The organism is Flintibacter sp. (assembly GCF_046973065.1).
On sequence record NZ_JBKVXZ010000001.1, the window covers coordinates 18,278 to 30,269 of the forward strand.

General features: G+C 58.6%; 10 protein-coding genes. 5 read left to right on the forward strand and 5 right to left on the reverse strand.

The genetic code is table 11. The features are described from left to right. Positions 1 to 49: 49 nt before the first annotated feature. Entirely contained in the window at positions 50 to 670 is a 621-nt protein-coding gene (locus tag ACLTXB_RS00100; protein ID WP_428225941.1) for an HdeD family acid-resistance protein, read from the reverse strand. Positions 671 to 859: 189 nt separating this feature from the next. Beyond that, positions 860 to 1,567, reverse strand: a complete 708-nt coding sequence (locus ACLTXB_RS00105) for a Crp/Fnr family transcriptional regulator (RefSeq protein ID WP_428225942.1) — start codon at positions 1,565 to 1,567, stop codon at positions 860 to 862. Between the two features lie 207 nt (positions 1,568 to 1,774). Between ACLTXB_RS00105 and ACLTXB_RS00110 the strand changes: the two genes are divergently transcribed. The 5 genes from ACLTXB_RS00110 to ACLTXB_RS00130 all read left to right on the forward strand — a co-directional run bounded on the left by ACLTXB_RS00110 (position 1,775) and on the right by ACLTXB_RS00130 (position 7,777). After that, complete coding sequence (locus ACLTXB_RS00110; RefSeq protein ID WP_428225943.1) at positions 1,775 to 2,353, forward strand: hypothetical protein; 579 nt, start codon at positions 1,775 to 1,777, stop codon at positions 2,351 to 2,353. A gap of 447 nt (positions 2,354 to 2,800) precedes the next feature. Next, entirely contained in the window at positions 2,801 to 4,354 is a 1,554-nt protein-coding gene (locus ACLTXB_RS00115; protein ID WP_428225944.1) for an S-layer homology domain-containing protein, read from the forward strand. 116 nt (positions 4,355 to 4,470) lie between these two features. Beyond that, complete coding sequence (locus ACLTXB_RS00120; RefSeq protein ID WP_428225945.1) at positions 4,471 to 6,246, forward strand: oleate hydratase; 1,776 nt, start codon at positions 4,471 to 4,473, stop codon at positions 6,244 to 6,246. Positions 6,247 to 6,330: 84 nt separating this feature from the next. Further along, positions 6,331 to 6,885, forward strand: a complete 555-nt coding sequence (locus tag ACLTXB_RS00125; RefSeq protein ID WP_428225946.1) for a DUF308 domain-containing protein — start codon at positions 6,331 to 6,333, stop codon at positions 6,883 to 6,885. A 172-nt stretch (positions 6,886 to 7,057) separates the two neighbouring features. Continuing rightward, a complete protein-coding gene (locus ACLTXB_RS00130; RefSeq protein WP_428225947.1) occupies positions 7,058 to 7,777 on the forward strand; it encodes a putative ABC transporter permease in 720 nt (239 codons plus the stop codon). Positions 7,778 to 7,851: 74 nt separating this feature from the next. On the opposite strand, the gene ACLTXB_RS00135 is transcribed toward ACLTXB_RS00130, so the two are convergent. The 3 genes from ACLTXB_RS00135 to ACLTXB_RS00145 all read right to left on the reverse strand — a co-directional run bounded on the left by ACLTXB_RS00135 (position 7,852) and on the right by ACLTXB_RS00145 (position 11,930). Beyond that, complete coding sequence (locus ACLTXB_RS00135; protein ID WP_428225948.1) at positions 7,852 to 8,739, reverse strand: ribokinase; 888 nt, start codon at positions 8,737 to 8,739, stop codon at positions 7,852 to 7,854. A gap of 94 nt (positions 8,740 to 8,833) precedes the next feature. Further along, positions 8,834 to 10,927 (reverse strand): ADP-ribosylglycohydrolase family protein, encoded by a 2,094-nt coding sequence (locus tag ACLTXB_RS00140; protein WP_428225949.1) that lies wholly within the window; start codon positions 10,925 to 10,927, stop codon positions 8,834 to 8,836. 16 nt (positions 10,928 to 10,943) lie between these two features. After that, positions 10,944 to 11,930: an ADP-ribosylglycohydrolase family protein gene (locus ACLTXB_RS00145; protein ID WP_428225950.1), complete on the reverse strand. Its 987-nt coding sequence runs from the start codon at positions 11,928 to 11,930 to the stop codon at positions 10,944 to 10,946. Positions 11,931 to 11,992: the final 62 nt, after the last annotated feature.

An 11,992-nucleotide genomic window follows, 5' to 3' on the forward strand; every position in this document is an offset into this window, starting at 1 on the left:
TGTCAGGCCGGAACATGGGAGCATGGAATCGGGTTGTCAATCGGCCCGGTCAAGCGTGTGCCTTGGACCGTGTTGACCATACAAGAAACAGCAAAGCGATGGCGGCTGCGATCAGATAGATGCCCCAAGCTGTGGTCAGGGCGAACCAGCTGACCACGGGGTTGATGCACATGAACAGGCTGAGCAGCAGATTCAGGCCTCCCCCCAGAAAGATCCACCCGCGGTCGGGCAGCTGGCTTCCGGCTGTAATAGCGGCGGAGATCTGGCTCAGGCCGATGGATGCGGTGAGAAGTCCCATGAGGAACGAGATGGCGGAGATCATTTGCAGCAACCCAAGCTCACCCATAAATGCGCTGAACATGGTGATCCAGGAGAATACCAGCAACAAAAGGCCGTTAGCTAAGGTCCAGCCGCTGCGCATCTCTTTCGAAGCCTGGAAAAAGAGCAGGCTCTGGGATAAGCCGTACAGAAACAGGCCTGCGGTGATGAAAAAGGCAAGTCCGGTGCCGATCACCTCTGGAAATATCAGTGCGGACAGGCCCAGTGCCACCAGGATCAGCGCCGTAATGAGGATACCTCGGCGGACGCCCCGGTTTACCGGCTGCTCCGCGTCAAGCACCTGGTACTCTGCGTCTAATATGGTGTAAGACAGATGGTCGTTTTGTTTCATAAAAGATTCCTCCTGTATTGGTTTGAAGTCGCCTCCTGTGTGGGCAGCAGACGGCTGCGTGTCCTGAGGCTGATCTCATCATAGCAAGAAAGAGATACCGGAACGGTTGTCCAGACAACCAAAGACAAAAAATGTGCTCTGAAGGACGTAAGGTCTGCTTCAGAGCACATTTTTTATGCTGTCATCCACTCAGCGATTGGGATCCGGTTCCTCTTCGGTAATGGGCATCTCAATCAGAAGTTCAAATTTACTTTTCTCAAATTTTAAAAGTCCCTCGTCCCGCATTTTGCACAGCTCATTGGACATGGCGCTGCGGTCGACAAAGAGGAAGTCAGCCAGATCCTGCCGATTCAAGGGAATGGAGAAGGTGCGGTTCCCAGCCTGATGAAACTGGCCCGACAAATAGTCCTGCAGGCGGTCCCGGGTAGAGCGGTGGATGCTGTCCTCCAATTTTCGGGTCAGCCGGTGGGCCTGCTGAGCCACCGCAAGGGTGAGATTCTGCAAAAACCGGATCTGGACTGGCGCAGTGAGTACATTTTTTCGAAGGAGCTGGCTGACATTTAAAAATAGAATTTCGGTCTGTTCCGTGGTCTCCGCGGAAATATGCAGGCGGTATCCGCCAATGGCGTTGAGCAGGCCCAGGGACTCCCCTTTGCCCAGGTTCTCCATTAAATTGCTGTTTCCGTTGGCGTCAATGTGGAATAGATGAAGGTTCCCGGATAAGATGACGCCCACCTGGTCCATAGGGTCCCCATCCCGCATCACCAGGGTGCGCTTGGGATAGACCCGGCGGTGGGATGCGATGGTTTCCAGCGCCTCCAGAATTTCACGATCTTCCATGTTCCGGAACAGCAGGCTCTGCTTTAAAACGGGAAGCATATTTGCCGCGTCTGTCATATCCATCCGGCTCCTTTCCAGTCTCTTACACTCCTAGAATAACCATAGCCAAAGAAGGGAGATTTGTCAATTCCAGAGGAACGCGGGGAGCGGGGCAAAATTTTGTTTTTCGTTGCATAAACAACCGAATCCACCTTCCATTTCCTCCATACTTTTCCTAGCGGCAAAAAACACACCCGCTTGCTATGTTACAAGGAGGAACTTGCGATGAAATTATGGAAAAAAGGACTCGCCCTGCTGATGGTGCTGAGTATCACTGCGGGTATGGTCATGACCGGCAGCGCGGAAGCAGGGCTTGTTCCCATTGATTCTGCTTCTTTTCCTGACCCGGCGTTTTTGCGCTGGGTGCAAGAGAAAGATACCGATGGAGACGGCGCTCTCTCCCAGGCGGAGCGGGAAGCGGTTACCCGGATGGACCTTCGGAAGCTGGGGATTCAGGATTTAAGCGGCCTGGAGTGGTTTGACGCACTGGAGGAGCTCAATTGCAGTGAAAATGATCTGGTCCGCCTGGAGCTGCCCGATCTGCCCGCGCTGACGTCGCTGACCTGCAATGAAAATCCCAGGCTGGAGACCCTGGATCTGAGCGGTGCACCCGCGCTGGAACACCTCTACTGCTTCCATTCCAACCTATCTGAATGGAACCTGCATGACGTTCCCAATCTAAGCTACCTGGCCTGGGGAGGAAGTCCCCTTGCGGAGTTGGACCTGAGCGGGAATCCCAAGCTCCATACCCTCCATGTGCTGGGGGGAGACCTGGCACAGGCCGACCTGTCTCACAATACGTAGCTGGATACCCTGCTGTGGAACCACACCCGGATTGAGAGCCTGGACCTGTCCAATCAGAGCGAGCTCACCTTCCTGAACTGCACGGACAATCAGATCACCGCCCTGGACCTCAGCGGCAACACCAACCTGGAGACTGTTTATGCCGGAGGCAACCGCCTGCTGGCCATCCGGCTGCCCCAGGACAGCGTTACCTTCTGTAATCTGACCGGACAGCGTCCCGTCTCCTTCCCTCTGCCGGAGGGAGAAAACAGCATTCCCCTGAACGAGCTTGCTCCATGGGCCGAGTCCAGCTACATCAGTCAGCTTAGCGGAGGAACCCTGCTGGAGGACCGTATCCAGCTGGACGCACCCAACCAGCTGCTCACATACCGCTATACGGATGGGATCGCGGCTCTGGATACCTCTGTCTCGGTGACAGGGGAAAACAGCTGGACCGTGCCGCTGAGCATGGAAAACTGGACCTATGGACAGCCGGCGCCCCAGCCGGTGGCACAGTCCGCCTTTGGCAATGTGTCATTCCGCTACGGATCTTCCCCCCAGGGGCCGTTCCAGCCTGAAATGCCCACCCGCGCAGGGACGTGGTACGTCCAGGCTCTGGTGGAGGAGACTGCCCAGTATCAGGGCCTGGAGGCGGTAGCTTCCTTCCGAATTGATCCCGCCATTCCGGAGTACCTTGCCCCGGATACAAAGACGGCCACCTACGGGGACTATCTGGCGGATGTATCCCTGGAGCCCCAGTTTTTCTGGGAAAACGGGAGCCTGCGGGTAGGCAATGCCGGAGAGCAGACCCACCTGGCCTTTTATGTGCCGGAGGATTGGATCGACTATCAGGTGGTGCAGCATATCCCCGTCCTGGTCCAGGTTGCCCCCTATGACGGCACCCGGCTGCCCATTCCCCAGATCACCAGCCGCGCAGAGGCGGAAAATCTGGCCATCCGGCACGGAGACTGGACCCTGGAAAAGGGTAAGGACTATGTGACCGAGTTTGAAGAGCAAGGTGGGAGCGTTCGCTTTCTCATTCATTTCCAAGGAAATTATACCGGAACGGTCAGCTGCATCTTCACGGAGAACACCGGCAGCGGCGGCGGTGACAGCAGCAGCCAGACCTTCGTGATCACCGCAAACGCCACAGGGGGCGGGACTATCACGCCCAGCGGAACGGTTCGGGTTACCCGGGGTCAGACTCCCGGCTTCACCATGCGCGCCAACAAAGGCTACCGCCTGGATGCTGTTCTGGTAGACGGCAAGCCGGTGGATACAGAGCGCACCTACCGCTTTGCTCCCGTGACCAAAAATCACACCATATCCGCCCGCTTTGTCCCTCTGGACACCCCTGTGTCCCCCGATGATACCGGTGTGTCGGACTATTTCAACACCAAAGACCACGATGCCTATGTTTCCGGCTATCCCGGAAACTGGTTTGGTCCGGATGATTTCCTGACCCGGGCACAGGCAGCACAGATTTTTTACGGGCTGCTGAACGATGCGAATATTCCGGTAACGGCCGGCTTTTCCGATGTGCCCAGCGACGCCTGGTATGCCAAGGCGGTCAACACCCTTGCCTCCCTGGGGCTGGTTTCCGGTGTGGGAGAAGACCGGTTCCTGCCGGACCAGCCCATCACCCGAGCGGAATTTGTGACCATGGCAATGGGGTTTGCACACCGGGTGTCCAGTCCCGACAGCTCCTTCCCCGATGTACACCCGGGGGATTGGTACTACGAGGCCGTGCTCAGCGCGGCAGACTACGGCTGGATCTCCGGCTATCCCGATGGAAGCTTTTGCCCCCAGCGCCTGGTGACACGGGGAGAAATGTCCGTGATGGTAAACCGCATGCTGGGCCGCAAGGCTGACCCGGACTTTATCTCCGGCCATACGGGACTGTACACCTTCCTGGATGTACCGGCATTTCACTGGGCCTATGACGACATCTGTGAGGCGGCCAATGCCCACCGCTACACGCAGTCCGACGGGAAGGAGGTTTGGGAAGGCCTGCTGGAATAAATAAAATCCATTCCGTTGTGTGGACAACCTGCAATCCCATCCCAAAGGACTAAGATAGGTTCATAGGGAAAACCTACCAGCCAAATGGCTGGACTACTTACTAGGAGGTGCGATTTATGTACTATACCAATGGAAATTATGAAGCTTTTGCCCGCCCCCGCAAGCCCAAAGACGTGGACGCCAAGTCCGCCTGGCTGGTAGGTTCCGGCCTGGCCAGTCTCTCCGCCGCCGCATTCCTTATCCGGGATGGCCAGATGCCCGGCGACCACATCCACATTCTGGAGGAGGCCTCTCTTCCGGGCGGCGCCTGCGACGGACTGCACATCCCCGAGCTGGGATTTGTCATCCGGGGCGGCCGGGAGATGGAGAACCACTACGAGTGCCTCTGGGACCTGTACCGCTCCATCCCCTCTCTGGAGGTGGAAAACGCCAGCGTGCTGGACGAGTTCTACTGGCTGAACAAAGACGACCCCAATTTCTCCAAAAACCGGGCCACCCTGCACCGGGGTGAGAGCGCCGATACCAGAAACCGGTTTGAACTCAGCGATGAGGTGGCGCTGCAGCTGATGCGGCTGTTCTTTACGCCGGACGATGAGCTCTATGACCTGACCATTGACGATGTGCTGGATGAGGAGTTTTACAAGTCCAACTTCTGGCTCTACTGGCAGACCATGTTCGCCTTTGAAAAATGGCACTCGGCCCTGGAGATGAAGCTGTATTTGCAGCGGTTCCTCCACCATATCGGCGGCCTGCCCGACCTGTCGGCGCTGAAATTCACCAAGTACAATCAGTACGAGTCCCTGATCCTCCCCCTGGTGTCCTACCTCAAGGAACACGGCGTTCAGTTCCACTATAACGTCCGGGTGACCAATGTACTCTTCCACTTCTTCCCGGATAAAAAGGTCGCCCACCAGCTGATCCTGCTCCGTGACGGCAAGGAGAAAGTGATGGAGCTCACCGAGAACGACCTGGTCTTTGTCACCAACGGCTCCTGCACCGAGAGCGCAGCACTGGGGGACAACGACCACCCGCCCCAGCTTGCGGTAGAGAGCGGCGAAGGGAGCAGCTGGTCCCTGTGGAAGCACCTCGCGGCACAAAATCCCCTCTTCGGGCGTCCGGAGAAGTTCTGTTCCGATATTCAGGCCACCAAATGGGAGTCGGCCACCGTCACCCTTCTGGATGACAGGATCGCCCCCTATATCCAGGAGGTCTGCCAGCGGGACCCCTACTCCGGCAAGGTGGTGACCAGCGGGATCGTGACAGTAAAAGACTCCGCCTGGCTGATGAGCTGGACCTTCAACCGCCAGCCCCACTTCAAAGCCCAGCCCAAGGAGCAGCTGGTGGGCTGGATCTACGGCCTCTATCCCAATGAGACGGGCGATTATGTGGGAAAAGCCATGGAGGAGTGCACGGGAGCCGAGATCTGCATGGAGTGGCTGTATCACCTGGGTGTGCCGGAGAACCTCATCGAAGAGCTGGCCCGGGAGAGCGCCAGCACGGTCCCCTGTATGATGCCTTACGTCACCGCCTTCTTTATGCCCCGCGCTGCGGGTGACCGGCCCGATGTGGTGCCCGAGGGCTGCGTGAACTTCGCCTTCCTGGGACAGTTTGCTCAGACGGAGCGGGACACCATCTTCACCACCGAGTATTCGGTACGGACAGCCATGGAGGCGGTTTACACCCTGCTGGATGTAGAGCGCGGTGTGCCGGAAGTGTACAGTTCGGTCTATGACGTCCGCTGCCTGCGCAATGCCACCCGCTATCTGCTGGACGGACGGAAGCTGACTGAAATGAAGCTGCCGCTGCATCTGAAGATCGCTCTGCGCGCCGGACTGGACAAGCTGGACGGAACCACCCTGATGGAGCTGCTGTACCGCTACGATCTGGTATAAATGAGTTTTGATTCCACGGGCTGTCCGGTTCCGGCTGTCCCTCGTTTCACCCTACGTTATTTTGAATCTAAGGAGAAAATTACTATGAAACTGCAATTTTTCTGGTCCCGGACAGCCTCTATCTGGATCGCACTGCTCTATATCATCCTTGGCCTCCCCCTGCTCCTCTTCCCCGGCGCCAGCGGCTCCGTCTTTGTATGGGCCCTGGCCGCGGGCGCGGCGGTCTACGCCGTGAGCCACCTGTGGCGGTATATCCAGGGCCGCAAAATGGAGCGGACCTCCGGAGGCGATCTCTTCCTGGCCGTCCTGCCCCTGGCCTTCGCCATCTTCTCCATCTCCTGGCCCCAGGCCATCCTCTCCTTCCTTCCCCTGGTCCTGGGTGCGCTGCTGCTGGTAGACGGTGTGGGAAAAGCTCCGCTGGCCATTGCCGCCATTCAGTCCAAGCCCCCCATCCTGATCCCCCTGGTCCTCTCCTCCCTGATCCCCATTGCTCTGGGAGTTCTGCTGGTGGTCAATCCCTTCCATGTGGCTCAGCTGGCCATTATGATCTTCGGCGCCGCCCTGGTGGCGGATGGAGTCAGCGATCTGGTCACCGCCCTCATTTCCCGCAAGACAGCCCCCGGCACAGGCACTCCGTAACCACAGACACACTGAAAACAGGACGCACAAAAGCGTCCTGTTTTTTATTTTTTCCACATTTCGACTGGGTTGTGTGGACAACCGAATGAAAATCTGCGCCATGATACCATGGGTATAGACAGATCCAGAAGAAATATTTCGTTATGATCGAGCGCAGAAAGCAGGTAAATCCATGGCAATTTTTATTATTTTGCTCCTTCTTCTCCTTGTCCTCCTTTCCTCGGCGGAGGCAGCCTCCGGGCCGTTTCGTGTGCCCAAGCTACGCTGGCATCAGTGGTTTTTCCTCTTTCTGAGCAGTGCCTTTTTGGGGTGCCTGTTTGAAATGGGGGCCGTGTGGCTGGGAACCGGCGTTCTGATGAGCCGCAGCAGCCTGCTCTACGGAGCTATCAGCGTTGTCTGGGGGCTGGGCGCTGTGCTGATGACACTGGTCCTTGCTCCCCTGCGCCGATACGGCAAATGGGCGGTCTTTGGGAGCGGAGTCATCCTGGGCGGCGGCTTTGAGTACCTGACCAGCCTGCTTTTGGAGCGGGTGTTTCAACGCCTGTTCTGGGACTATTCTTATTTGCCTCTCAACCTGGATGGACGCACGAACTTCCTGTATGCAGTCTTTTGGGGACTGGCCGGAGTGGTGTGGGTATACTGGCTGGCTCCGTATCTGCTCCGCTTGGCAGAAAAGATCCCCCGCAAAAGCGGACAAGCCATATTCGCGGGATTGGCGGTCTTGCTTGCTTTGGATATGCTCCTCTCTGCCGCGGCCTTCTGGCGGATGGAGGAGCGCAGCCGGGGGTCTGTGCCCAGCAATTACCTGGAGTATATGCTGGATACCTGGTACGGGGACCAGGCTATGCAGCAGCGGTATCAGAACATGGAGCTGCCCCACTCCGTTTCCTGATGGATAAAGAGACAGAGGACCATCCGTGGGATGGTCCTCTGTCTCTTTATTGGGAAGGAAGTAGTATGAAAAAATCAAAGGGAAAATTGTTTGACCTCCGCCATAACCGGGATAGAGGGTGCGGCTCCTGGGCGGGAGACGGCGATGGCTGCGGCCTGGGTGGCAAGCTGGAGGCGCTCCTGGGGCGGAAGCCCAGCGGCATCGGCGGCCACAAAGTAACCGGTGAAGGTATCGCCCGCTGCGGTGGTATCCACCGCTTCCACGGAGCAGGCCTTCTGCTGGATGCGCTGTGTGCCGTCGTCATAGATACACCCCCGGCTGCCCAGGGTGAGCAGGATGCGGCAGCGGGGGAACTGCTTGCGCAGCCCCTCCAGCACAAGGGACTCGTCCTCTGTCCCGGCCAGCGCGGCCCCTTCGATTTCATTCAGTACCAGCAGGGAGACCAGCTCCAGCGGCAGAGACTGGATGGAGGCGTCAATGGGAGACGGGTTAAAGACGATATCCAGCCCCCGTGCAGCCGCCTGCTGCATGATATAGGACAGATTGTTGATCTCATTTTGCAGAATGATCCGGTCGCCGGGGCCGAAGTTTGCGAGAACCTGATCGACTTCCTGGGTGGTGATCTCCTGATTGCTTCCTCCAAACAGGAGGATGCAGTTTTGTCCGCTGGGGTCCACCTGTATGATGGCGTGACCGCTGGGGCCGCTGCTGTGCTGAATGTAGGAAATATCCACGCCGCTTTGACTAAGCATATCGGTCAGAATCTGGCCGTCTGCTCCGATTTTTCCGGCATGAAATACCTCTGCACCCGCCCGGGCAGCGGCAATGGACTGATTGAGGCCCTTTCCGCCGCAGTTGACCTCTCGTTTGGAAGCGGCCAGGGTTTCACCGGGGGCGACAAAGTGAGGGACATGATAAACATAGTCCACATTCAGCGATCCAAATGTTAAAATTTTGCCCATAAACTGCCTCCGTTTTGATAGCGTGATAAGAGCGGCCCCCTGTACAGAAAGAGGACTGTATCAGGGGGCTGCGTTGCCTTGTGGGAAGGAAAACTTACAGTTCCTGGATGTGGAGCTTTCCGAAGAAGGTGCGGCCCATGGAACAGGCGCCCAATCCAACCATGCCGCTGGTAAAGGTGCTGTCCTGAACCTGGAGCACATTAACGCCGTCAACATCCACAGACAGAGTATCTCCCACGGCCTGGAATGTCAACTGGTATGCGCGGCCATATTCCACGGGGAAGGGGGCGCGGGCCAGCTCTTCCAGACCGAAGTCCTGCCGCCAAATGCAGACATTTCCGTCCCGGAATCCGGCCATGTAGGACTGCTTGGCGCCCCGTGCGCGCAGAAGCAGGACGGGGAAATCTCCGTTTTCCAGCTCGACCTCGGCCTGGACGCGCATGTCCTTGGCGTAGTAGTTGCCGGTGTAGGCCAGGCTCTCCTCGCAGCACATCAGCCCCAGACGATCGTTTTCGATCTCCCAGGCACCGTGGTTCACGGCGAAGGGGGTAACCGTGGCCAGCTCCTTTTTCTGCTTAGCCAGGTCAATGGAGTAATCCGCCTTACCGAAGACCCGGAACTCGTCCAGATAGAGCTTGCCCAGCGTCTTCACGGTAGTAGGCGTATCCCCCTCCACCACGATGCCGATCTCGTCGATCATATCGCCCTGGGTATCTTCAATAGTGCAGGAGATGGTCTGCCACTGACCGGGCTTGATCTTGATAAAACCGTGGGTGTGGATCTTCTGGTCCGATACCGTGCGGAAATAGGGAGAGACAAAGATGCTGTCCCAGCCGGCCCACTGGTCGAAATACAGCTGCATTTCCATGGTCTGGCCGCTGTATACCTGGGGAGAGAAGACGGGCTTATAGCGCTCGTCGGAAAAATCTGCCCGGGTGTAGAAGGGCTTGTAGTACGCTCTGGCCCGGTTGCCCCGCACCATGCGGTCCACCAGGATCTCCAGGCTGCCTGTACCTTGGGCGGCCTGAGCGGTGCTGTGCTTCAGGGTGAGGAAGAACGGGTCGGAGGTGCGGAAGTTGTGGGTGGAGCCGGGCAGTTCGAAGTCGAAATGCAGCTCGCCCTCCGTCTCCTCCAGCTCCTGGGGCACGGCCTCTCCCGCCAGAGCGTACCCGGTGCGGGCCAGCTCCTTGGCGTAGGTGGGCAGGTCCAGAATGTTCAAATAGCCGGAGATACCGGACAGGACCACGCCGTCGTTGATGGGGGCGCGGTAGTGGGGCGCGATGCCGTCCAGACCGGTGAGCACGCCCAGAACGGTGCCCACGTTGCCGGCGTTGCAGTCGGTGTCCCAGCTGCACATGGTGGCGATCTCTACCGTGCGGTTAAAGTCGCCGGCTCCGTACAGCATGGCCAGCACGCAGACGCCGGCGTTGGGGATGATGTGGCACACGCCGCCGTATTTGTCGTAGCCCCAGTCCCGGTGCAGCATCTCCAGGCAGCTCTCCCAGTCGTCGGGGTGCGCCTTGTGGTGGGCGATCACCGCCTCCACCACCTTGGCGTACAGGCTCTCGGAGGGGATCTCCTTCAGCGCCAGCTCCACGATCTTGCCGATGTCCTGCTCCTGGAAGGCCAGGGCAATACATGCGGCAATGTAGCGGGCGCCGTTGAGGCCCTCGCCGTCATGGGAGACGCTGGCCGCGGCCTGGGCGTAGTCGGCGGCCTTGTCGGGCCGTCCGGGCCAGATGAGACCCCAGGTGTCGATGAAGATCTGACCGCCGATCTGGTCGGAGAGCAGCTTGCCGTTGGTGGCGGCAGAGCCGGACTGGGGAGCGGGAATGCCTCGGGTGAGGTTGATGTAGGCGGTGTGCTCGGTGCTCACGCCATAGCCGCCCCACCAGAACATGCCGATGCCGTCCCGGGCGTAGTTGAGCCAAGCTTTGGCGACGTATTCAGGAGTGAGCTCTCCGTTTTTGGAGCTGTCCCGCAGGGCGCGGAAGAAATAGACCGGGCCGTTGACGTCGTCGTCCGCCGCAAAGTTCTTGTAGTCTTTTACATAGCCGCGGATATCCCCGTAGGTTTCCTTGATCCGCTCGTAGGTCCAGATGGTGGGCTCCACGGGAGCGCCCAGCCGGATGCCTACGTTCATTCCAAGAAATCCGGCATAAACGCGGGCCAGATAATCGTTTTGCATGGTGATTCTCCCTATTTTACTTCATCAGAGCGGCGATCTTATCGGTGTAATCCAGAATATCGATCCCCTTGGTAAAGCTCAGGCAGGTGCCGGAGGGGAACTGAGTCTTGCTGATCCAGTGCTGGGGGATGCTGCCGGCTCCGTAGCGGGCGCCCAGAACCGCGCCGGCCACCGCGCCGATGGTATCCGCATCCCGGCCGAAGTTGCAGGCCAGCAGAAGTCCGCTCTTGAAGTTCTCGTGGCGCAGCTTCAGGCAGCCGAATACCTCGGGCAGCGCCTCGCAGACGGTGGAGCGGTGAGTGGAGAACAGGTCGTTGTGCAGGGGCATCCAGGCCTGGGCGATGTCACCCTGGGCACGTTCTACGATGTCCGCAGCCCGCTTCAGGGTCTCCTCAAACCAGGAATCCTTGGGAGCGCAGCTCATAACGCCATCCCAGATCTCGTCCATGGTAGCGTCCACCATGGCCAGGGAGACGGCCACGGCCACGGCCTGGGCGCCCCACACGCCCTCCTCGCTGTGGCTGACCTCGGCGTCCACCTGGGCCAGATACTTGGCCTTCTCGGGGTCACCGGCGCAGTAAATGCCGATGGGGCCGCTGCGCATGGCAGCTCCGTCGCTCTGGTGATAGGGGTTGAAGCGGCCGGAGTGAGGAGGACGGATCCCGCGGCGCAGGTTGTTGCAGGCCTCCACTTCGCTGACGCCGCCGCGTCTGAGCTCGTCCTCAGTCGCGACGTTTTCCAGCCAGGCATTTACCACGTCCTGAGAGGTGAAATCTCCGCCGGCTTCGATGATGGTCTTGGCCACCATGAGAGCAAATTCCGTGTCGTCCGTGCTCCAGGAGTCACCCTTGTGGAAGTCGGTGATAAATCCATAATCCCGCTGATTGTCGGGGGTGCGGGCGGCGTCGCCGAAGGAGTCGCCGATGGCCAGTCCGCACAGGGCGCCCCGGGTCTTGTCGATCAGCAGTTCACGGTTAGAAAGCAGTTCCTGTCTTGTTAACATATCCGTTCTCCTTTTCGTGTCATAGGTGATGCAGGGCGCGGCAAGACGCCCTGCATCATTGG

Coding starts and splice junctions, on each gene's coding strand:
- ACLTXB_RS00130 (WP_428225947.1), top strand. CDS start 7,058: ATGGCAATTTTTATTATTTTGCTCCTTCTTCTCCTTGTCCTCCTTTCC.
- ACLTXB_RS00105 (WP_428225942.1), bottom strand. CDS start 1,567: ATGACAGACGCGGCAAATATGCTTCCCGTTTTAAAGCAGAGCCTGCTG.
- ACLTXB_RS00145 (WP_428225950.1), bottom strand. CDS start 11,930: ATGTTAACAAGACAGGAACTGCTTTCTAACCGTGAACTGCTGATCGAC.
- ACLTXB_RS00110 (WP_428225943.1), top strand. CDS start 1,775: ATGAAATTATGGAAAAAAGGACTCGCCCTGCTGATGGTGCTGAGTATC.
- ACLTXB_RS00115 (WP_428225944.1), top strand. CDS start 2,801: ATGGAAAACTGGACCTATGGACAGCCGGCGCCCCAGCCGGTGGCACAG.
- ACLTXB_RS00140 (WP_428225949.1), bottom strand. CDS start 10,927: ATGCAAAACGATTATCTGGCCCGCGTTTATGCCGGATTTCTTGGAATG.
- ACLTXB_RS00120 (WP_428225945.1), top strand. CDS start 4,471: ATGTACTATACCAATGGAAATTATGAAGCTTTTGCCCGCCCCCGCAAG.
- ACLTXB_RS00125 (WP_428225946.1), top strand. CDS start 6,331: ATGAAACTGCAATTTTTCTGGTCCCGGACAGCCTCTATCTGGATCGCA.
- ACLTXB_RS00135 (WP_428225948.1), bottom strand. CDS start 8,739: ATGGGCAAAATTTTAACATTTGGATCGCTGAATGTGGACTATGTTTAT.
- ACLTXB_RS00100 (WP_428225941.1), bottom strand. CDS start 670: ATGAAACAAAACGACCATCTGTCTTACACCATATTAGACGCAGAGTAC.